The sequence below is a fragment of the Bordetella sp. N genome (genome assembly GCF_001433395.1).
In the GTDB taxonomy this organism is placed as follows: domain Bacteria; phylum Pseudomonadota; class Gammaproteobacteria; order Burkholderiales; family Burkholderiaceae_B; genus Bordetella_C.
Genome location: NZ_CP013111.1, coordinates 3,484,951 through 3,506,295 on the forward strand (window position 1 = coordinate 3,484,951; position 21,345 = coordinate 3,506,295).

General features: G+C 65.0%; 21 protein-coding genes. 7 read left to right on the forward strand and 14 right to left on the reverse strand.

Annotated elements, in window-relative coordinates:
- Window positions 1–29 precede the first annotated feature (29 nt).
- The 3 genes from ASB57_RS14810 to ASB57_RS14820 all read left to right on the forward strand — a co-directional run bounded on the left by ASB57_RS14810 (window position 30) and on the right by ASB57_RS14820 (window position 2,972).
- Window positions 30–947: a LysR family transcriptional regulator gene (locus tag ASB57_RS14810; protein WP_057652918.1), complete on the forward strand. Its 918-nt coding sequence runs from the start codon at window positions 30–32 to the stop codon at window positions 945–947.
- A gap of 119 nt (window positions 948–1,066) precedes the next feature.
- Entirely contained in the window at window positions 1,067–2,029 is a 963-nt protein-coding gene (locus ASB57_RS14815) for a tripartite tricarboxylate transporter substrate binding protein (RefSeq protein ID WP_057652919.1), read from the forward strand.
- A gap of 16 nt (window positions 2,030–2,045) precedes the next feature.
- Window positions 2,046–2,972 (forward strand): hydroxyacid dehydrogenase, encoded by a 927-nt coding sequence (locus ASB57_RS14820; protein WP_057652920.1) that lies wholly within the window; start codon window positions 2,046–2,048, stop codon window positions 2,970–2,972.
- 9 nt (window positions 2,973–2,981) lie between these two features.
- Here the strand turns inward: ASB57_RS14820 and ASB57_RS14825 are convergent, their stop codons facing one another.
- Both ASB57_RS14825 and ASB57_RS14830 read right to left on the reverse strand, forming a co-directional pair.
- Complete coding sequence (locus ASB57_RS14825) at window positions 2,982–4,067, reverse strand: mandelate racemase/muconate lactonizing enzyme family protein (RefSeq protein WP_057652921.1); 1,086 nt, start codon at window positions 4,065–4,067, stop codon at window positions 2,982–2,984.
- A 37-nt stretch (window positions 4,068–4,104) separates the two neighbouring features.
- A complete protein-coding gene (locus tag ASB57_RS14830) occupies window positions 4,105–5,091 on the reverse strand; it encodes a tripartite tricarboxylate transporter substrate binding protein (protein ID WP_057652922.1) in 987 nt (328 codons plus the stop codon).
- A gap of 136 nt (window positions 5,092–5,227) precedes the next feature.
- Here ASB57_RS14830 and ASB57_RS14835 point away from each other — a divergent pair, with 136 nt between their 5' ends.
- Window positions 5,228–6,133, forward strand: a complete 906-nt coding sequence (locus ASB57_RS14835; protein WP_057656163.1) for a LysR family transcriptional regulator — start codon at window positions 5,228–5,230, stop codon at window positions 6,131–6,133.
- A 48-nt stretch (window positions 6,134–6,181) separates the two neighbouring features.
- On the opposite strand, the gene ASB57_RS14840 is transcribed toward ASB57_RS14835, so the two are convergent.
- Genes ASB57_RS14840 through ASB57_RS14865 form a run of 6 tightly spaced genes read right to left on the reverse strand, consistent with a single transcriptional unit; the run spans window position 6,182 to window position 13,581 of the window.
- Window positions 6,182–7,237 carry a LacI family DNA-binding transcriptional regulator gene (locus ASB57_RS14840; protein ID WP_057652923.1) on the reverse strand — a complete coding sequence of 352 codons (1,056 nt, stop codon included), beginning with the start codon at window positions 7,235–7,237 and terminating at the stop codon, window positions 6,182–6,184.
- Window positions 7,238–7,284: 47 nt separating this feature from the next.
- Window positions 7,285–8,982 carry an ABC transporter ATP-binding protein gene (locus tag ASB57_RS14845; RefSeq protein WP_057652924.1) on the reverse strand — a complete coding sequence of 566 codons (1,698 nt, stop codon included), beginning with the start codon at window positions 8,980–8,982 and terminating at the stop codon, window positions 7,285–7,287.
- Between the two features lies 1 nt (window position 8,983).
- A complete protein-coding gene (locus ASB57_RS14850) occupies window positions 8,984–9,838 on the reverse strand; it encodes an ABC transporter permease (RefSeq protein WP_057652925.1) in 855 nt (284 codons plus the stop codon).
- Window positions 9,816–10,775: an ABC transporter permease gene (locus tag ASB57_RS14855; protein ID WP_057652926.1), complete on the reverse strand. Its 960-nt coding sequence runs from the start codon at window positions 10,773–10,775 to the stop codon at window positions 9,816–9,818. Before ASB57_RS14855 ends, ASB57_RS14850 begins: the two co-directional genes overlap by 23 nt.
- Before the next feature lie 2 nt (window positions 10,776–10,777).
- Window positions 10,778–12,292, reverse strand: coding sequence for an ABC transporter substrate-binding protein (locus tag ASB57_RS14860; RefSeq protein ID WP_057652927.1), 1,515 nt, complete (start codon window positions 12,290–12,292; stop codon window positions 10,778–10,780).
- A gap of 32 nt (window positions 12,293–12,324) precedes the next feature.
- Window positions 12,325–13,581: a M20 family metallopeptidase gene (locus tag ASB57_RS14865; protein WP_057652928.1), complete on the reverse strand. Its 1,257-nt coding sequence runs from the start codon at window positions 13,579–13,581 to the stop codon at window positions 12,325–12,327.
- Window positions 13,582–13,871: 290 nt separating this feature from the next.
- On the opposite strand from ASB57_RS14865, the gene ASB57_RS14870 reads away from it, so the two are divergent.
- On the forward strand, window positions 13,872–14,843 hold the full coding sequence (locus ASB57_RS14870) for a tripartite tricarboxylate transporter substrate binding protein (protein ID WP_082621615.1): 972 nt from the start codon (window positions 13,872–13,874) through the stop codon (window positions 14,841–14,843).
- 33 nt (window positions 14,844–14,876) lie between these two features.
- Here the strand turns inward: ASB57_RS14870 and ASB57_RS14875 are convergent, their stop codons facing one another.
- Window positions 14,877–15,791 (reverse strand): LysR family transcriptional regulator, encoded by a 915-nt coding sequence (locus ASB57_RS14875; RefSeq protein ID WP_057652930.1) that lies wholly within the window; start codon window positions 15,789–15,791, stop codon window positions 14,877–14,879.
- Between the two features lie 135 nt (window positions 15,792–15,926).
- Between ASB57_RS14875 and ASB57_RS14880 the strand changes: the two genes are divergently transcribed.
- Entirely contained in the window at window positions 15,927–16,706 is a 780-nt protein-coding gene (locus tag ASB57_RS14880) for an SDR family oxidoreductase (protein WP_057652931.1), read from the forward strand.
- A 26-nt stretch (window positions 16,707–16,732) separates the two neighbouring features.
- Complete coding sequence (locus tag ASB57_RS14885) at window positions 16,733–17,452, forward strand: ribonuclease activity regulator RraA (RefSeq protein ID WP_057652932.1); 720 nt, start codon at window positions 16,733–16,735, stop codon at window positions 17,450–17,452.
- Window positions 17,453–17,458: 6 nt separating this feature from the next.
- Here ASB57_RS14885 and cysE read toward each other — a convergent pair whose 3' ends face one another.
- Genes cysE through ASB57_RS14910 form a run of 5 tightly spaced genes read right to left on the reverse strand, consistent with a single transcriptional unit; the run spans window position 17,459 to window position 21,292 of the window.
- Window positions 17,459–18,286, reverse strand: coding sequence for a serine O-acetyltransferase (gene cysE, locus ASB57_RS14890; RefSeq protein WP_057652933.1), 828 nt, complete (start codon window positions 18,284–18,286; stop codon window positions 17,459–17,461).
- Complete coding sequence (locus ASB57_RS14895) at window positions 18,283–19,011, reverse strand: amino acid ABC transporter ATP-binding protein (protein ID WP_057652934.1); 729 nt, start codon at window positions 19,009–19,011, stop codon at window positions 18,283–18,285. The genes cysE and ASB57_RS14895 overlap by 4 nt, the downstream gene beginning before the upstream one ends.
- Window positions 19,008–19,730 (reverse strand): amino acid ABC transporter permease, encoded by a 723-nt coding sequence (locus ASB57_RS14900; protein ID WP_057652935.1) that lies wholly within the window; start codon window positions 19,728–19,730, stop codon window positions 19,008–19,010. Before ASB57_RS14900 ends, ASB57_RS14895 begins: the two co-directional genes overlap by 4 nt.
- Window positions 19,731–19,734: 4 nt before the next feature.
- Window positions 19,735–20,424 (reverse strand): amino acid ABC transporter permease, encoded by a 690-nt coding sequence (locus tag ASB57_RS14905; RefSeq protein WP_057652936.1) that lies wholly within the window; start codon window positions 20,422–20,424, stop codon window positions 19,735–19,737.
- Window positions 20,425–20,476: 52 nt separating this feature from the next.
- Window positions 20,477–21,292: a transporter substrate-binding domain-containing protein gene (locus tag ASB57_RS14910; RefSeq protein WP_057652937.1), complete on the reverse strand. Its 816-nt coding sequence runs from the start codon at window positions 21,290–21,292 to the stop codon at window positions 20,477–20,479.
- Window positions 21,293–21,345 lie beyond the last annotated feature (53 nt).

Below are 21,345 nucleotides of genomic sequence, written 5' to 3' on the forward strand. Positions count from 1 at the left end.
GGTCACGCGTAGCGTCAGCCACCCTTACCATGACCCTCAAGCAACTCGAAGCGTTCTATTGGGCCGCCAAGCTCGGAAGCTTCGCCATTGCCGCCGACCGGCTGCACGTGACGCAATCGTCGCTGTCCAAGCGGATCGCCGAATTGGAAACGTCATTGGGCGCCCCGCTGTTCGACCGCTCCAGCCAGCGCGCCGTGCTGACCGACCTTGGACAACGCACGGTCCCGCTAGCCCATCAGATGCTGTCCCTGAGCGATTCGGTCAAGGCCCTGGTGACGGCGCCCGAAGGCCTGCACGGCGTCTGCAAATTCGGCATCAGCGAGTTGGGCTCCCTGACCTGGCTGCCCCGCTTCGTCGCCACCGTGCGTGACACGCATCCCAATCTGGTGCTGCGCCCCTACGTCGATCTGGCCCGTCAGCTGGAGCGGCGCGTCGCGCGCGGGGAACTGGACTTCGCTGTCTCCCCCGGCCCTTCGCCGGACAGCGACCTGCAAGCCGAAGTCATGAGCAAAGTCCGCTTCTCCTGGATGGGCTCGCCCGCCCGGATGGGCAAGCGGCGCACACTGCGCGCGGAAGACTTCGAGCGTCACCCCGTCATCACGATGACCGAGGACTCAGGCCTGACTAGAGCCTTCGACGCATGGGCCGCCGCCCAGAAGCTGCAGGTACAACGCATCCTGGCGTGCAACAGCCTGATGGCTATCACGGGGCTGACCGTCGCCGGCATAGGCATCAGCTTCCTGCCCACCGATTACATGGGTGCCTGGGTCCAGCAGGGCTCTCTGGTCGAGCTGGTCAGCAATCCTCCGCTGCCCACGCTCAACTACTGCTTTCTGACCCGTCGCGACGACACGCGCGGGATGCCGCAGACCTTGCGCGATCTGGTGCGCGACGCGGTCGACTTCTCGGGCGGCCTGCCCGCGCGCCCCCTCCGGCAAACGACATAGCGACACGCGACTGTTTCCTTTTATGAATATTCGGTAAGTCGTTTAAATCGCTTTCCAGCACAGCGCCTGAGGGAAGATGATTGCACTTACCAAAATTAGACATAAACCGGAGACTCTCGATGCCCCCCTTGCGCACGCTATCAGCCGCACTGCTATTCATCGCCGCCGCGCCCGCGGCCCACGCTGCCTGGCCCGACGACCAGCCGATAGAAATCGTCGTCGGCTTTTCGGCCGGCGGCGGCACCGACCTGATGGCGCGGGCCCTCGCGCCCTTCATCGAAAAACGGCTCGGCGGCCATGCGCGAGTGGTCGTCCTGAACAAACCCGGCGCGTCAGGTGAAATCGCGAATGCCTATGTCGCGCGCGCCAAGCCGGACGGCTACACCCTGGGCGTGATCAACGTACCCAGCTTCAACTTCCTGCCCATGTACAAGAAGACCCAGTACAAGCCGGAAGACTTCACGCTGGTGGCCCGGGTGGTGAACGACCCCACGGTGCTCATCGCCCGCAGCGACGCCAAGGCCAACACCCTGGCGGCAATCGTCGATGCCCTGAAGAAAAACCCCAAGTCCCTGTCCTTTGGTTATAACGGCATCGGCACCAATGGCCACCTGGCCTTGAAGCAGTTGCAGAACGAATCGGGCGCGGAACCCAACGATGTGCCTTTCAAGGGCACGTCCGAATCCAAGACCGCGGTGCTTGGCAGCCACGTGGACTATGCTTTCGTCAGCGCGGGTGAGATGCCTGAACTGCGCAGTGGCTCATCGAACCTGCGCGCCGTCGCACAGTTCGGCACGGAACGCTCCAAGGCGCTGCCCGACGTGCCCACCGCGGCCGAGCAGAAGTACAAGGTGACAATGACGTCCGAGCGCGGTTTCGCGGCGCCCAAGGGCGTGCCCGCCGACGCCGTCGCCAGACTGCAGAAGGCCATCGCGGACAGCATCGCCGATCCGGCTTTCATCAAGGCCGCGAGCAACGATGCGCTGGTCCTGGCCTACCTGCCGGGCGCCGAGTGGCAAGCCTCCCTGAACCAGCAGGCCCCCGCGTTACGCGCCATCGCGGATACGATACCCAAGGAATAGGCCCGAAGCGACATCCATGACTCAAGAAACCATCGTCATTACCGAAGAGAAAATTCACCCGGACGCCGTGGCGCTGCTCAAGGACTATCGCCTTTGCTACGCGGGCGAGCGGATTGACCAGGACCACCTCGTTGCCCTGGTCGAGCGCGAACAACCCGTCGCCATCCTGGCCCGTTACGGCAAGATCGACGAGCAGGTGCTGTCCGCGTCGCGCAAATTGAAGGTCATCGGCCGGCATGGCGTGGGCATGGACTCGATCGACCTGCCGGCCGCCAGGCGGCTCGGCATCGTCGCCCTCGCCGCGACCGGGTCGAACAGCCAGGCCGTCGCTGAGCTTGCGCTGGGGCTCATCCTTGCGTGCGCCCGCGGCATCAGCCGGCTGGACGCGCGTATGCACCAAGGGCATTGGGACAAGCAGAGCTATATGGGCCTGGAGCTGTCCGGCGCCACCCTGGGCGTGGTGGGCTGCGGCTCCATCGGCGCGCGCGTGGTCCGGTTCGCCCAGGCGATCGGCATGCGCGTGCTGGTGAGCGATCCCTACCTGCAGGCGGATCAACTGCCCGCGGGCACGACCAAGGTCGAACTCGATGAGCTGTTGAAGGCCAGCGATGTGGTGTCCCTGCATTGCCCGCTGGACGACTCGACCCGTAATCTGCTGGACACGGCCCGGCTGGAACTGCTGCGCAAGGGCGCCATCGTGATCAACACGGCCCGGGCCGGCATCATCGACGAAGACGCCGTCCGCGCCAAGCTGCACGCGGGCGACCTGTTCCTGGGCCTGGACTGCTTCGTCGACGAGCCCGTCAACGCCGGCTCTCCCTGGGTGGATACGCCCAACGCGATACTGACGCCGCACATAGGCGGGACGACCAACGGCGGCCTGCGCGGCATGGCGGTCGGCGCCGCGCGGAACATCCTGTCCGTCCTGGCGCCCGGTCAGTAGCGCCAGGCCCTACGCCGCAAAGCGCTCGATCGCCTTCTGGTCGAAGGTATAGCCCCACCCTGGCGCGGTGGGGACCTGGACGCGACCGTCGGCGTCCAGGGTCAGGGCTTCCGCGTACAGCGGGCCGAACCACGGCATGTGTTCGACGATCAAGGCATTGGGCAAGGCCGCGGCCAGGGAGATGCTCATTTCCGTGAACAGGTGCGGCGAAACCGGCACGTTGTAGGCTTCGGCCAGATGCCCGACCTTGAGGAACTCGGTGGGTCCCCCCATGCGTTGCAGGTCCGGCATCAGGATGTCGGCCGATTTGCGCTGCAGCATGTCCAGCATGCCATGCCGCGTATATTCCGTTTCGCCGCTGGCGATCGGCGTGTCCAGCGCGGCGGCGACCGCGGCCTCCGCGTCGTGGTCGTGATACGGCACCGGCTCCTCTATCCAGGCCAGTTCGAATTCCTCCAGCCGGCGGCCCAGCCTGATGGCACGATCCGCCGTCAATTGCTGATTGCAGTCGGCCATCAGCTTGATGTCGCCGCCGATGGCCTGGCGCACCGCGCGGACCCGCTCGACGTCTTCCTGGATGGTCGGCTTGCCCAGGGACATCTTCATGGCGCGATAGCCCTGCTTCAAAAAGCCCTCCGCTTCCCGCTGCAACTGCTCGACGGAGGACGACAGCCGCAGGCCCCCGCTGCGATAGATCGGCAAAGACGCATGGCAGGCGCCGATCAGATGACTGACACTCAATCCAGCCGCCTTGCCACGTAGATCCCAGAGCGCCATGTCGATCCCCGCCAGGCCCACGACCGTGGCGCCACGGTGGCCCAGAAAGGCGATGTCCGCCCAGGCTTGCGACCAGAACACGCCGCTCATGCGTGGATCCAGGCCCAGCACCAGGGGCTCCAGGCTGCGCAGCATCTGATGCAGCATCGGCAGCCGATGACCATTCAGGGTGAAGATCATGCCTTCGCCGCTCAGGCCGTCGTCTGTTTTCAGGGTTACCAGGATGCAGTCCGCCGATTTGATGACGATGCGGGCGCTGGGGATGGGCGTGGCCAGCGGGATGCTGACCACCTTGAGATCGAGTTGAGTGATTTTCATGTGGCGGGGCGATGTTCGTTGCGGAAGGGGTCTGGATTCATTCTGGCTTGACGCCAGCCTTGGCCAGGATGGGGCCCCAATAGGCGATGTCGGCCTGTACCGCCTGGCCGAACTCGGCATTGGCGCGGCCGTCGGCGATTTCACCCAGGCTCTCGATACGCTTGCTTATCTCCGGCGTGCGGATGACTTCCGCCAAGGCCGCGCCGAGTTTGCGCGTGACAGCGTCGGGGGTTCCCGCGGGCGCGAAAATCCCTTTCCACGCGACCATCTCGAATTCCGGCAACCCAAGTTCGGCGATGGGTTTGACGCCGGGCAAGGCCGGAATCGCGGTTCGGCTGGTGACGGCCAGCGCCTTGATCTTGCCGGCCTTGATCAAGGGTTCAGCGACCGGAATCACTTCGAATGCCATGTCCAGGCGCTTGCCGATCACGTCGGTCAATACATTGGGGCTGCCCTTGTAGGCAATCTGGCGCATCTGGGTCTGCGTCATCGTGCTGAACAGCACCGCGGACATATGCTGGAAGCTGCCGTTGCCGCTCGTGCCGTAGGTCAACGAATCCGGCGGCGCCTGCTTGAGTTCATTGATGACGTCCTGCACGGAATTGAATTTGCTGTCGGGCGGCACGACCAGGACACAGGGCCCGCGCGAAACCATGGCCAGTGGCGTGAAGTCCTTGCGGGGGTCGTAAGGCAGTTCCTTGTAGACGAACAGATTTGAGACATTGGTCGTCGTATTGCCCGCCAACAAGGTGTAGCCGTCCGGCTTGGCGCGCGCCACCATGGCCGCGCCGACCATGCCGGAGACCCCGGGCCGGTTCTCGATGACGACAGGCTGGCCCAGCTTCTGCGACAGCAGCGGCGAGATGACCCGCAACAGGGTGTCGACGCCTCCCCCCGCCGAATAGGGCACCACGATGGTGATGGCGTGGTCGGGATAGGAAGCGGCGGCGCAGGTGGCTGATGCCCCCGCCAGGGTCACCGCGCCCAGCAGGCGCAAGGTGATGGCACGAGAAAATCCGCGCATGGTGTTCTCCTCCAACGCCCCGGCATGTCAGGGTTGGTTTTTGCGCCGGGTGCCCAAGGATTATGTCGCCGGCGGCGCCGCACGCGGGCGTATATTCTCGATATCAGCTATGCGGATTCCCGATAAGGCGCCGGTCATGGATCTCAAGCAACTGCAGTACTTCATCGCCCTGGCGGATGGCGGCAGCTTCACCAGGGCGGCGGTGTCGCTGGGCCTGTCCCAGTCGACCCTCAGCCGGCAGATGGCCTTGTTGGAGGCCAGCGTGGGCCACCGGCTGCTGCTGCGCAACGGACACGGCGCCACGGTCACCGAGGCCGGCGCCGTCTTGCTGGAGCACGCGCGCGGCGTGCTGGCCGCGGCCGAGATTGCACGGGGCGCCTTGCGGGACCTGCATAGCAACCCATCGGGCAGACTGGCGGTCGGCTTGCCCTCGCAGGTCGCCTTGGCCATGGGCGCGGAAATGGTGGCACGCATGCGGCAGCGCCTGCCCCGTGCGCTGGTCGCCATCAGCGAGGGCATCAGTCTTCATTTGCGGGAGTTGTTGATCGAGGGCCGCCTGGACGTGGCGCTGCTTTACGATCCGCCGCATTCGCCCCGGCTCGCCTACCGCGCCTTGACGCGGGAGGCCTTCATGCTGGTCGGCCCGGCCAGCGCGCCGCCGCTGCCCAGCCGGGTGACGCTGCGGGCCTTGGCCGGGTATCCGATGATCCTGCCTGGACGCGCCAATGCCATCCGCTCGCAGGTCGACGCCGCCTTGGCGCCCAAGGGCATACAACTGAACGTCGTGGCCGAGGCTGGCGTGGTGCTGACGCTGTTGCGCCTGGTCGCCAGCGGGCTGGGTTATACGCTGGCGCCAGCGAGCATGCTCGCCAACGACAGCATGCTGCCGCAATTGCAGACGGCCGAGGTGGGCCCGCCCGGGATCCACAACCGGCTGGTGCTGGCGACGCCCAAGGCACGACCGGAGACGAGAGTGCTCAGGCAGTTTCTGGAAGTGGTGCGAGAGCTTTATCCGCCTGAACGCGGCCGGCGCGCCGAGTGATTTGGTTACCCGGCCGCGGCTGACGGCATCGGCGGAGTCCCGACCTGCTTACGGCCGGGCCCGCCGGCGACGGGGGGCGGCGCCCGTAGAATGGCGGAGAATGACTTCGTCGTGGGGCAAGCTGATGCGGGTCTGAGGAAGGGACCGGCCTTCCACGATAGCCACCAGCATCGTCGTGGCCTCATAACCGACCCGCTCAAGCGGAAAACGCACCGCAGTCAGGGAAGGACTCAACAGCTCCGCCACCATCCCATCCGAAAAGCTGGCCAGAGACATGTCCTTCGGGATGCGGATACCCTCCGCATGCGCCACCGCCATCGCACCCGCGGCAACGATCTCGTTGGTCGCCAGCACCGCCGTCGGCGGATCGTCCAGCGCCAGCAGTTGGCGCAGGCCGCTTTCGCCACCATGCTTGTAGTAGCCCGCCTCCACCACCAGTTCGGGCGCCCAGGGCAGGCCCGCTTCCGCCAGGGCATCGGCATAACCAGCCACTCGTCGTTCGCCTACCCGACGCTGCAACCCACCAAGGAAGGCAATACGCCGATGACCCAGCTCCGTGAGATGGCGCGTGATGGCGGCCGCCGCGCCGCGCTCGTCCAGCGCGACATAGGGATGATCTTCGTCCAGATAGCGATTCACCAGCACGAAGGGCGCGTTCAGCGTCGCCAACTCCTGCAGCATCTGCTCCTCATGTCGACCCGTCGTCACCAGCAGGCCGTCGATCCGGTTGCTGCGCAGCAGCCGCCCCGCCACTTGCGGGTCTTCCTCTTCGCCACCCATGCCGCCCACCAGCAGCGAATAGCCATGCTCCCAGGCGGCGCGCTGGGCCCCCTGGATGATGACAGGGAAAACAGGACTGTTGATTTCCGGCACGATCATCGCCAGCGTATTTGAACGCGACAATCGCAGCCCGCGCGCCTGCGGATTGGGCGTATAGCCGAGTGCCTCGATGGCCTCCTGCACGCGCTGGCGCGTGTCATCCCGCACGACCAGCTTCGCATCGTTGCTGAGAATGCGGGAGACGATGGCGGGCGAGACGTTGGCGGCCTTCGCAACGTCGACGATCTTGACGGTAGTACGGGCGGCACGGGTTTTCGGAGTCATGGCGTAGCCGGCCCGGTTGCGGAAATCATGCGCCGGATTATAGAGGATCAGGCCATGGCCACTTCCCTTGCGCGGCCCGAGACAAAGGGCGGAACGCTGTCGAGCAGCAGGCGCGTATATTCGTGGCTCGGTGCGCTGAGCACCTTGGCGGCCGGCCCTTGCTCGACGATCGCGCCCTGCCGCATAACCACCACACGATCGGCAATTTGCGACACCACCGCCAGATCGTGCGAGATGAACAGCATCGCCACGCCCAGACGATCGCGCAGGTCCTTCAACAACGTCAGGATGGCGGCCTGGACCGACACGTCCAGCGCGGAGGTGGCTTCGTCGCACACCAGCACCGATGGATCTAGCGCCAGGGTCCGGGCGATACCGATACGTTGCTTCTCGCCGCCGCTCAGCTGGTGCGGGTAGCGCGATGCATACGAGGCAGGCAGCCGCACCAACTCCAACAATTCGCCCATCCGGCGCTGCTGTGCGGCCGCGTCCAGCCCCATCAGCTGCAAGGGGCGGCGCAGCACGTCGCCGACCCGATGCCTCGGATTCAAGGACGAATCAGGATTCTGAAACACCATCTGGGAGCGGCGGCGCAAGGTACGCGCCAGCGCCGCCTCCGCGACATAGACATCGTGTCCGGACAGACGTACCTCGCCCGCGTCCGGGGGTTGCAGGCCCACCAATACTCGACCCAGCGTGGATTTTCCCGAACCGCTTTCGCCGACCAGTCCTACGATCTCGCGCGGCCGCAATGCGAGCGTGACGCCGGCCAGAGCATGGACTCCCGCGCGCTGGGGCAGGCGCAAGAGCCTGGCCCAGCCACCCAGCGGATGGGTCCGCCGGAAGGTCAGCCGTACATCGGTAGCGCTGGCGATGATGTCGGCGGGCCCCGTCAGCGGCGGGGACGGCGCCACCGCGGCGGCCTTCGCCACCGCAGCCTCGGTGCCTGCCTCGGCAGTGGATCGCGTAACAGACATCCGCGGCAGTGCCGCCAGCAGCTTGCGCGTATATGGATGCGTCGGCCGCCAGAGCACGTCGCCGGCCGGGCCCGACTCCTGCACGCACCCGTTATGCATCACCGTCACGCGCGAACACATGCGTTCCACCAACCCGATGTTGTGACTGATGAACAGCAGGCTGAGCCCGCGCTGGCGTCGCAACTCATCCAGCAGATCCAGGATGCGCGCTTCCACGGTCACATCGAGCGCCGTGGTCGGCTCGTCCAAAAGCAGGAGTTCTGGTGAGCAGGCAAGCGCGGTCGCGATGACGATGCGTTGCTTCATCCCGCCGGACAGCTGGTGCGGATAGGCGTCCAGCAGTTCCGCCGCACGCGGCAAGCGGACCTCGTCCATCAACCTCAAGGCCTCGGCGCGGGCCGCGCGCCCGTCCATGCGGCCCCGCTCGATCAGCACCTCGGTGATCTGGCGTCCCACGGGAATGCTGGGATTCAAGGCAGTGAACGGGTCCTGGAACACCATGGCGATGCGGTCGCCGCGCAGCGCGGCGGCGGCTTCAGCGGGCAGGATGTCCTCGCCGTCGAAAACGATGTGGCCCGCGGTCGCGCGCCCCCCGGGCGGCAGCAGTCCCAGGACAGTCCAGGCCACGGTACTTTTGCCGGAACCGCTTTCACCCACGACGCCTATCGATTCACCGCGCGGCAACACGAGATCCACCCCGTGCAGTACTTCGTTGTCGCCATAGCGGACGTGGAGATTCTCGATGGCGAGTATGTTGTCAGTAGCCATGTCAGGTCCTTTGCACAGCGCGCGTATCGAGGCGATGGCGCATGCCCTCACCCATGAGGCTCACGGCGATGACCGTCAGACAGATCGCCAGGCCGGGCGCGAGCGCGACCCAGGGCGCGCGCTCCAGGTAGGGCCGGGCTTCGGCCACCATCAGCCCCCAGTCCGAAGACGGCGGCTGGGTGCCCAGGCCAAGAAAGCTGAAGACCGCACCCAGAAGGATGGCGAAGCTGACGCGTAGCGAGGCTTCCACCACCAGGGGCGGCAACGCGTTCGGCAGGATCTCCCGCAGCAGTATCCAGACCAGCCCTTCCCCCCGCGCACGGGCGGCGGTGATGAATTCCTCGTTGGAAAGCGACAACGTCATGCCGCGCGCCAGGCGGATCATCACCGGCGTGTAGATGATGCCTACCGCCAGGGCCGCCTTCCACAGGCTGGGCGAGGTCGAGGCGAGGATCAACAGCCCCAGCATTACCGGCGGAACGGCGATCACGATGTCGACCGCACGCATCACGGCGTCGTCGATCCAGCCGCGCAGGTAGCCTGCCAACAGGCCCAGCGGAACGCCCACCACGAAGCTCAGAGCCGTGGCGGAAACCCCCAGCAGGATGGACGTGGCGCCGCCATACAGGACTCGGCTCAACACATCGCGGCCGAATTCGTCGGTGCCCAACCAGTGCGCAGTGGAAGGCCCCATCATGCGCCGGGCAGCGTCCATGGCGTCGAAATCGTAGGGAGCGAGCCACGGTGCGGCAAGGGATAGCAACAGGATAGCCGCGAGCATCAGCGTGCCGATGGGCAAGGCGGTGAAAAACCGGCGGCGCGGCCGCGGCGGGTCAGCGTACGTCGAGATTTCCATAACGGATCCGGGGGTCGAGAAAGGCATAGGCGATGTCCGCCGCCAGGTTGGCCAAGGCGTAGATGACAGTGACGGCGAGCACGCCGGCCTGCAGGATGGGAAGGTCTTTCTGTTCAACCGCGAAGATCAGCAGCCGGCCCAGGCCGGGGTAGGAAAACACGGTTTCCACCACCACGATGCCGCCCATGAGGATGCCGAAATCAAGCGCCAGCACCGTCACCGTCGGGATCAGCGCATTACGCAGCGCATGGCGGTAAAGCACCGTCCGCTCCTTCAGGCCCTTGGCGCGGGCGGCGCGGACATAGGGTGCGTTCAAGGCTTCCAACATGCTTGAACGCTGCAGGCTGGCGACGTGGGCCACCAGCCCCAGCACCAACGTTCCGACGGGCATGATCAGGTGCGCCGCCCAATTACCTAAGCCCGCCGACAGCGGCGCGTAGCCGGTGGCCGGCAACCAGCCCAGCGTCCCTGCCACGACCAGCACCAACAGGATGGCGATAAGGAATTGCGGTAGCGAGATCGACAGCCAGGAAAAAGCCAGGACGGCCCGATCGGGCCAGCGGCCGTGGCTGACCGCGGCGACGACACCAAGGAGTATGCCGACCACTGCCGTCAGCACCAGCGCACTGACCGCCAGCAGGGCCGAGCGGCCCAGCGCTTCCGAGATCAGCGGACCCACCGGCCGGCCCATGACCAGGGACTGGCCCATGTCACCCCGCAGGGCGCCACCGGCCCAGCGCCAGAACTGCGTCCACAAGGGATCGTTGAGCCCCAGACGAGCTTCGATCGCCGCCACCTGCTGCGGCGTCGCGAAGTGGCCGGCGATCGTATAGGCGACGTTGCCGGGCATGGCCTGTGTGATCAGGAAGATGAGTACGGCCATGGCGGCGACGACGAAGAGCACATGCCCCAGGCGCCGGATCAGATAGGCCCACATGATCAGTGCGCTCCGGCCGTCTTCTGGACATCGTAGAGGTCCAGCCACAGGAAGGGGTTGGTATGGTAGCCCTTCACCTCGGCCCGGTAGGCGGTGGCGACATTGCTGACGTAGGCGATGACACCAGGCACTTCGTCGGTCACGATTTTCTGGAACAGCTGGTACTGGCGGATGCGCTCGGCCGGGTCGGTGGCGGCGCGAGCGGCATCCAGCGCCTGGTCGGCGGCCTGGCTCTTGAAGTGCCACATTCGGGCATTCCACGAACCGGTGCTGTAGAACCACGGCGACGTTGATGCATCGATCACGGGATTGGCGAAGAAGCCGTCCACGTACATCGGCGCGATGCCGGCCACTTCGGCCGAGTAGCGGTTGTAGGGCAGACGCTGCACATTCAGCTTGATGCCCAGCGGCCGCAGCAGTTGCTGGGCGGCGACGCCCAGCCGCTCACGCGCGGGACGGCCGGCCGGCACGAAGATGTCGACAGGAAAGCCTTGTGGGTAGCCGGCCTCGGCCAGCAACTTCTTCGCCTGCGCCAGGTCCGGCGTGAAGCCGATGTCCTTGTTGAAGGCGGGATCGTCGGGCGAGATGGGCGTGTGGGTGGGCTTGCCTTCGCCGAACAGCGCGAACTCGACCAGCGCCTTCTTGTCCAGCGCCAGGTAGACAGCGCGACGCACGCGCACGTCGTTGAAAGGCGGCTTGGCATTGTTCAAGATGATGCCGTCCCAGCTGGCGCTCGGCACCGATTCCACCACAACGTTGCTGTCCTTCTTCAGGTCCGGGATGATCTCCAGCGGAAGGTTCCAGATCAGGTCGATGCCGCCGGAACGCAGCGCCGCCACTCGCGACGCGGCTTCGGGCATGATGCGCAAGACGACACGGTCGATCTTGATGCGGTCCTTGTCGTAGTAGTCGGGATTGCGCTCCACTTCCAGCTGGTCGCCAGGGGTGTAGCGGATGAAGCGGAAGGGGCCGGTGCCGCTGGGCTGGGTCTTGATGGTGTCGGCGCGGTCCTTGGCCACGATGCGCAGTTGGCGGCCCGTCAGCAGCCCCGGGAAGTCGGCGTAAGGCTGGCTTAGCTTGAAGTGGACCGTGGCGTCGTCGGGCGCATCGACCGACTTCACGACTTCGAGCTGCGTGCGGCCGGCGGAGCCGGTGGCGGGGTCCATGATGCGCTGGAAGGTGAAAACGGCGTCACTGGCCTGCAGCGGCTTGCCATGGTGGAACTTGACGCCGGGACGCAGCTTGAAGGTCCATTCGCGCAGGTCCGCGCTGGAGGACCAACTCACGGCAAGATCCGGCTGTACCTTGGAGTCGGCATCGATGCGCGTCAAGCCGCTGAATACCAGGCCGTTAAGCACGTACTCTTCGCCCAGCGTGGTGACATTGGGATCCAGGCTGTTCAGACTGGTGCTCAGCGCCACCTGCAGCACCGACTCGGCGTGCGCCGCGCCAGCCAGGCCGCCGCTCAGGCACGACGCGGCCAGTGCGGCCGCCGCGATGAAACGGAATGTCTTCATGATGTTTTCCCCTTGGTTTCAGTTGCGATGGCTCAGGCGCCGCCGTCCAGATAGTCCCAACCGGCCGCCGCGTGCACCTTGGCGACGGCGATGAATTCATCCAGATCGACCGACTCGTCGCTCATGGCCATGCGTCCTGGCGCCGGGCCATAGACGTAAGCCGGCACGCCGCTACGGCGCCAGTAACGGCAGTCGGTCGAGCCTATCGAGGGCACCGCCACGGGGCGACGCCCGGCGATCTTTTCGGCGTTGTTGGCGATGAGATCGATCATCGGGTGATCGTGCGCGCAGACGTTGGGCGGCGTGCTGTGCCAGGTCTGTACTTCCATGCTGGCCTGCGGGAAATCGACCAGGATTTTCTCGATGACGGCCAATGCGGCCTCCGGCTCGGTCCCGACGGGCAGCCTGATATCGACTTCGAAAACGCAGCGGTCCGGGATCATGTTGATTTTCAGGCCACCGTTAAGTACGCCGACGTTCACCGTCGTGCGGCTGACCACATCGGCGGCGCCGGCGCCCATGGCCACGTCCAGCGCGCGGCGGACGTCATCGCGTTGCAGGTGGGCCTTCAGCGAAGCCGGCAAGGACGGCTCGATCGCCTCGACGTCGGCCAGGCGCTGGATCAGCGCGGCGGCGATGCGGGTAGGGCTTGCGCTGCGATGTACGTATGCGCCGTGGGCGCCTGCCGCCAGCACTTCGAATTTCAGGCGTAGCGTGCCTTTCTCCGAGAAGCGGATGGTATCGAGGCTGCCTGGCTCACCGTTCAACACGCAGTCGCCGCGCCAGCGGGTGTCGTTCTCCAGCAGCCAGCGGGTGCCCCAGCGGCCGCCCGTTTCCTCGTCGGACACGGCGGTGAGGGCGACGCTGCCGGCCAGCTCCGCGCGACGGGCATACAGGTAGGCGTAGGCGATGATGGAGGCCGCTGTGCCGGTCTTCATGTCGCAGGTGCCGCGGCCGTGCAGACGGCCTTCCTCGATGTCGCCGGACCAGGGGTCGCGTGTCCAGCCGTGCGCATCGCCTACGGGGAAAACATCCATATGGCCGTTATAGACGAGACGTGGGCCGGCACGGGCACCGTCGCATTCGCTGACGACGTTGGGCATGGATTCCTGCGGACCGACCAGCTCGCACGGCACGCCGCGGGCGGCCAGGAAGTCGCGAATGATGGCGGCGGCATCACGGGTGTCGCCGGGCGGATTCGGTGTCGGAGCCCGGACGAAGTCACGCAGAAATGCGATGAGGGTGTCGCGCTCGGCGTCGATGGCGTCGAGCATGGCTTGCTTGGACATGGCGGACCTGGTTGTTGCGACAGGGCCTTCAGGGAGGCCCGGACGAAGGTTGGAAAGACCGAAAAGAACCAACAGCTAAAACGTTTTATTAAGTCATTAAAACGATTTAATGATTTAGCGGCAATGCTACGGGCCAGCGCAAAACATGGTCTATCGTGGTTTTCCCTAGCAGGCATTCCGAAAATTTTTCATCTATCGCCGGAATTAATATCGCTTGTTGCGCAGGTCATCCCCCCTTAGTCTCGTCACTACGTCAGGCAAAAAGCCAATAAAGACGAGGAGACCAAGAAATGCAGTGGAGAGTGCTTGCAGGCTGCCTGATGGTGGCTGCCTTGACCCCCATGGCCGCGATGGCCGAGACCTATCCCGCCAAGCCGATCAGGATGATCGTGCCCTTCCCGCCCGGCGGCACGGCGGACATCATTGCCCGGGTGGTGTCCGACAAGATGGCCCAGGATCTTGGCGTCGCCTTGATCGTCGAGAACCGCCCAGGCGGCGCCGGTGGTGGTGTCGGCACCATGGAGATCGCCCGCGCGCCCGCGGATGGCTACACGATCGGCATCGCGACCGTGGGAACATTGGGCACGGCTCCCGCCACCGCACCGAAGGCCCTCTACGACCCCGCCAAGGATTTCTCCTACATCAGCAATATTGCCGCGATGCCGATGCTGATCGCCGCCGGCCCCTCGTCCGGCGCCGCGACGCTCGCGCAGCTCGTCGAGCTTGCCAAGAAGAGTCCCGGCAAGCTTGCCTTCGCATCGGGCGGCACCGGTGGCGTCGCGCACCTGATGGGCGCGCGCTTCGAGGTCGCGAGCGGAACCAAGCTGACGCATATCCCCTACCGCGGTGCCAACCCGGCCTTGAATGACGTCACGGGCGGGCAGGTCGACGTGATCTTCGACGCGCTCGCATCATCCTGGCCGTATCTGCAGACGGGCCGTATCCACGCATTGGCCGTGTCCGGCGATCACCGCATCGCCGCCCTGCCCCAGGTGCCGACCTTCGCCGAGGCCGGCCTTCCCGCGGTCAGCACGCGTGCCTGGTATGGACTGATCGGCCCCGCGCAGATGGATGCGAAGACGGTGGACAGGCTCTATGCCGCCGTCAAGAAAGCCGTCGACTCACCCGAGGTACGCGCGCGTCTGGACAAACTGGATACCGAAGCCATCGGCAGCACGCCCGCCGCGTACAAGAAGCAGGTACTTGAAGAACTCGACGGCTGGAAGCAACTGGCGACGTCGCAGCACATCGTGGCCGATTGAATGGGAAAAGAGGTCCGTGTCTCCGGCCGACGTTCAGCGCATGGGCATCAAGGCGGACAACGCGCGCGTGAAGTCGCACGTATCCGTCGCCAGCGACGTCACGAAGCGGATGAAGTCGTCAGCCGAGGACCGGTCATACAGCATGACGTAGGGGACGCGCGGCAATGCCGGCGTGCTGTGGATAACCCGCAGCTGTCCGGACCCGATGGCGGGTTCGAACATCCTCCTGGGCAGGTAACTGATACCCAGGCCCGACAGGGTCAACGACGCCAGCGCGGCCAGGCTGCTGCTGGAAAGCGAATGCTCGATCTGCACGCCGTTTTCCCGCAACCATCGTCCCACCATGTCGCCCAGCCCGGACGCATGCAACTGGACGATGATGGTGTATTCGGCGAGCGCGCGCAGTGGCACGTCGTCGACACCATCCAGGTAGGCCGGACTGCACATCCACGCATATTCCACCGAGTCCAGCGGCACCGTTTCGAAGTGCATGTCCCGAAAAGCATCGGGCACGATCGCCATGTCGAGTTCGCCCGCACGGACGCTTTCCACCAATCGAACGCTGGTATCGACCACCGGGGAAAGCGTCACCTGCGGGTGGCTGTTGCGTATGCGCTGGATCCAGGCAGGCAGCCACGTCATCGCCGTCAGCTCGGTCACACCCAGACGCAAGGTGCGCGTCACCGGTGTCAAAGCCGTGCTCAGATCCATGATCCGATCCCGGTTCGACAGCATGTCCCGCGCATAGGCAAGCAAGCGCTCGCCCTGTGGCGTGATCTGTGCGCGCCGCCTGCTTCGGTCGAACAGGTCTATCCCCAGCACGCCTTCCAACTCCTGCAGCCGCTTGGAAATGGCCGACTGGGTCGTATTGAGACGCTGCGCGGCAGGATCGAGTCCACCAAGTTCGGCGGCCCAGTAGAACGCCTCCAGTTGTTTGAGCGTGATCATGCGGGTCCCGATGCGATGCTTTTATAAGAATGAATCCACTTGCCGCATGTTATCGCACCGGCTGAATCCCATGCCGCCCTGCGCAGCGCACCCAACATCAAATTTTCTCCATCCAAAACCGCAACAAGGAAGCACATGGACCTCGGACTTCAAGACAAAACGGCACTCGTACTCGGCGCGGGAGGCGGCCTGGGCTCCGCCATCGCGCAAGCCCTGGCCCGCGAAGGCGCCCGCGTAGTCCTGGCGGACATCGACGAGAAAGCCGCGACCCGAGCCGCCGCCTCGCTCGACCCTGCCAGGACCCTGGCCATGCAATGGGACCTGGCCGACCTCGACGGCATTCCGGCCCGCCTTGCGGTGATACGCGCGAAGCTTGGGGATATCGACATTCTTATCAACAACACCGGCGGCCCCGCGCCGTCGCCCGTCAACGGCCAGCCCACCGACACCTGGCGGCAACGCTTCGAAAGCATGGTGCTGCCGGTGATCTCGATCACCGATGCAGTACTGCCAGTCATGCGTGAGCGCCGCTGGGGCCGGATCATTACCAGCACCTCGTCCGGCGTCATTTCCCCCATCCCCAATCTGGGCTTGTCCAACTCCCTGCGGTCCACGCTGGTCGGCTGGTCCAAGACGCTGGCGCGCGAGGTGGCTGCCGACGGCATCACGGCCAACATCGTGGTGCCGGGCCGCATCGCGACAGACCGCATCCGCTTCCTCGACGAAGAGAAAGCTCGCAGGGAAAACCGGTCCGTCGCCGAAGTCAGCCAACAGAGCACCGCGGCGATTCCCGTCGGACGCTACGGCGAGCCGGAGGAATACGCCGACCTGGTGGCCTTCCTTGCCAGCCAGCGCGCCGCCTACATCACAGGATCCATCGTCCGCGTCGACGGTGGACTCATTTCCAGCATTTGAACATTCGCCCCAGCCCGATACTGCTCATGGACATTCAAACCACGCCCCTGCCCTCCCACATCGTCGACACGCTGTCACAAGTCACCACGGCGACATTGACCACGATTCTCTTCAAGAAAGGCCTGCGCAACATCTGGATCCGGCAGACGGCGCCGCTGATGGCGGGACAGAAACGAGTCGTCGGCCGCGCATTCACGCTGCGCTTCATTCCGCAGCGCGAGGACATCACGTCGCCCGCGTCCTGGTCTTCGCCCATTTCCACGCGCGCCGCGGTGGAAGCCATGCCGGCCGGATGCGTCGCCATTGCCGACACCGCGGGCATCGTCGACAGCGGGATTTTCGGCGATATCCTCTGCGCCCGCATGCATCAACGCGGCGTCGCCGGCCTGGTCACCGCGGGCGCCGTGCGCGACCGCGCCGGCATCCAGGTTGCCGGCCTGCCCGTCTGGAGCAGCGGCGTGTCCGCGCCACCCGCCGTGGCACAACTGGCCTTCGTCGGTTGGCAGGATCCCATCGGCTGTGGCGGCGTCGCCGTCATGCCCAATGACATCATCGTGGCCGACGAAGACGGCGCCATCGTCATTCCGGCGGACCTGCTCGACAGCGTGCTGGAGACGGCCCTCGACCAGGAGCAGACCGAAGCCTGGATCCTCGACGAGGTGCGCAAGGGGGCCCCCCTGACGGGCCTGTACCCGATGAACGAGGAAAACAAGGCCCGTTACGAGGCATACCGACGCCAGGGCTGAGCCGTGTCAACCGGCGGGAGCGCAGGCCGGCTCCCGTCCGGCATGCTCCATGTCCTCCGCGGGCAGCGGCAACCCGCCCTGCCCTGGAAGGATACGGGCCGGCACACCGACGGCAGTCGCGCCCGCGGGCACGTCCCGCAGCACGACACTGCCGGCGCCGATGCGCGCACGAGCCCCCACGCTGATGTTGCCCAACAGCACCGCTCCGGCGCCGATCAGCACACCAGTCCCAATCTTCGGATGGCGATCGCCGGCATGCTTACCCGTCCCGCCCAGGGTCACGTTCTGCATGATGGATACGCCATCCGCGATCTCGGCCGTCTCGCCGATCACGATGCCGGTGGCGTGATCCAACATGATCTCCGCGCCGATATGGCATGCGGGATGGATGTCGACGCTGAACACGCGCGCTGCCATCTCCTGCAGGTAGCGCGCCAGGTCCTGCCTGTTATCCAGCCATAGACTGCTGGCCAGGCGATGCACCAGCAATGCCTGGAAGCCTTTATGGTGCAAGACCACGTCAAGCGCGCCGCGGCTGGCGGGATCGCGCCTGAGGATGGCGGCGACATCTCCCACGGCCAGCTCAAGTAGCCGGGGCGCATGCCGGTATTGCCCGAGGAAAAGGTTGGCGAGCCTGGCGGCGTTGAGGTCGGCATCGGCCAGGCGGCCACCCAGCAACCTGGCCATCCAACCTGCCAGGCTGGGCGCCGGGCCCGCCAGCCGCCGCAGGGCCGGGCCAAGAATGGGCTCACGCTGCGCAAGCTCGAACGACGAATCGGTCAAGACGCCCAGCAGCTCTTCCACTGAATTCGGTTGCACGGCGGTCCGCTTCATGCGCCGCGAATGTCCGCGACGAACTTCCTGGCGCGCGGGTGTTCCGGCGCCTGGAAGAACATCTGAGGTTCAGCACGCTCCAGCACCCGGCCATCGGCCATGAACCAGACCCGATCGGCCACCTCGCGCGCGAAGCCCATCTCGTGGGTCACGCAGATCATGGTCATGCCGTCGCGCGCCAGTTCCTTCATCACCTGCAGGACCTCGCCGACCATTTCCGGATCCAGTGCGCTGGTCGGCTCATCGAACAGCATCACCGGCGGCTCCATCGCCAAGGCGCGCGCGATGGCGACGCGCTGTTGCTGGCCACCCGACAATTGGGACGGATAGGCGTCGGCCTTCTGCGCCAGGCCGACGCGTTCCAGCAGCGCCCGGGCCTGCGACTTCGCCTGCTGCCGCGTCTTGCGCCGCAATTGCACCGGCGCGAGCATGATGTTGTCGAGCACGGAGAGATGAGGGAATAGATTGAACTGCTGGAAGACGAAGCCGATGCGCGAGCGCAGATCGTTCACGTTGCGCCCCTCCGCCGCCACATTCTGTCCGTCGACCTCGATTCGGCCCCCTTGTATCGGCTCAAGCCGATTGACCGTGCGGATCAGCGTGGACTTGCCGGACCCGGAAGGGCCGCAGACCACCACCACCTCCCCCGCCTCGACTTCTTCGTTGATGTTGTCCAGCGCCTGGTAATCGCCATAGCGCTTGTTGACGTCGATGAACTTGATCATGCGGATGCCTCTGTCAGGGGTGCTTGGGCAACGGGCCGATTGCGGCGCAGCGTCACCCGGCGCTCAAGCAGTTTCGAGAGCTGGCTGAGCGCATAGCACAGCACGAAGTAAATGCCCGCCAGGATCAGGTAGACCTGCAACGGTTGCGTCAAAAGTTGGGCGTTGATCTGGGTCGCGGCGAAGGTCGCCTCATGCGCGCCCACGATATAGGCCAGGGACGTGTCCTTCACGATCATGATGAACTGGTTCACGATGCTGGGCAGGCAGTTGAACAAGGCCTGCGGCAGGATCACATGGCGCACGGTCCTCCAATACCCCAGTCCCAGGGCGCGGGAGGCTTCCATCTGACCAGCGGGCAGCGCGGCGATCGCACCGCGTATGGCCTCGCCCAGGAAAGCCGCTTCGTAGACGATGAGCGCCGCGACCACGGTCACCGACGCCGGCGCGTCGAATCCCGTCATCAAGGGCAGCACGAAGTAAGCCCAGAAGATGAGCAGAAGCAGCGGAATGCCCCGGATCACGTAGACGTAGACAGCGGCTACGCGCCGTACCGGCTTCCAGGCCGAGCCCCGCGCCAGCGCGACCAGGATGGCTAATGGAAACGCCAGCATCAATGCCGCCAGGGACATGAGCAGCGTCAACGCGATACCGCCCAAGGGGCCGTGAGGCGCCTGGCCGATCAACAGGGACAGGCCGAAGCGGTCGAGAATATCCAGCATAGCGTTACCTCGTAGCCAGGCGATTTTGCAGCCACTCGCCGCAAGCCATCAGGCTGAGGGTGCAGGCGAGATACAGCACAGTGGGAACAAGGTAGGACGCGAAGGTCGCATACGTTGCGCCGTCGACTTGCCGGGCGATGTACATCATTTCCGCGACGCCTATTGCCATTGCCAGGCTGGTCGCCTTGAACAGGCTGACGGCCTGATTGATCAGGGCCGGCAGCGACGCCCGCACGGCCTGCGGCATCAGCACCCGGCGCAGGGTCGTCACATAGCTCAATCCCAGTGCCCTGGCAGCTTCGTATTGGCCGTTCGGCACCGCACGAAAACCACTGCGCAGGTCTTCCGAAATATAAGCGGCCGCGTTCAACGTCAGCGCGACGACGGCGAAGAAGAAACCGGTCAGATGCTCGTCGGTCCACCCTGTCCAGGACTGCGGGAACAGCTGCGGGATACCGAAATACCAGACCATGAATTGCACGATCGCTGGAACATTGCGGTGGTAGCCGACGAACACTTGCACGAGTAGCGACGGCACTCTGCCGACGAAGTGCAGCGATGCCAGGATCGCACCCAGCAGAAACGCGCCGACCGCGGAGCATGCGAAAAGCTGCAGGGTCACACCCAGGCCTTGCAGGAATAGCAGCATGACATCGCGCTGGTGCAGGATGTCAAAGGTGGTAGAGGAAAACATGATGACTCCCTGCCAGTTCCCGGGACGGCGACGTCGTCCCGGGCTTATCCGATTACTGGGACTGGATCTGTGCCAACGGGGTCACTTTGCGTTCGCGCTTGAGTTTGTATTCCGTTTCCGGGCCAAACCACTTGTCCCAGATCACCTGAAGTTTTCCCGAGGTTTCCAGTTCGTCCAGGGCTTTATTGACGGCATCCAGCAAGGCGGTCTCGCCCTTCTTCACACCGATGCATTCCGGTTCCCAGTGCAGCACCTCGTCCATGAAGACGACGCCGCCTTGCGAACGATTCCTGAAGCCGATGCCCGCTCCCTGCGAGATGGCCATGGCCTGCACCTTGTTCTGCTGCAACGCAAGATAGGCGGCTGGACCGTCATCGAAGGTCATCACTTCAGTGTCCTTCAGCGTCTGGCGCGCGAACAACTCCGGCGTCGACGCCCGTATCGCGCTGACCTTCTTGCCTTTGAGGTCGGAAAAATTCTTGTAGGGACCATCCTTCTTCACCAGGAGTGGGATCGGCGTCTGGTAATAGGCAGAGGAAAAGTCCACCTGCTTGGCGCGATCGGCCGTGTAGCCCAAAGCCGCCGCCACGATGTCGACACGGCCCGTGCTGACGGCCGGAATGCGCGCGGCAACGGAAACCGTATTGATCTGCAATTGCACGCCCAGACTGTCGGCGATGGCGGCGCAGATATCCACGTCGAAGCCGGCAGGTTTGCGCGTCGCCGGATCTTCGAAACCCAGCGGAACCAGGTCACCGAACACCCCGCATACCAGGACCTTCTTCGCCTTGATGTCCGCCAGTTGGTCGGCCGACGCCGCGCCGCAGATTGCGAAGGTCAACAAAGCGGCGGTGATGATTTTTTTCATTGATATTCCCCTTGGAAGGTTGTTGCACGACGATTGAATGTTGTTGGACGAGG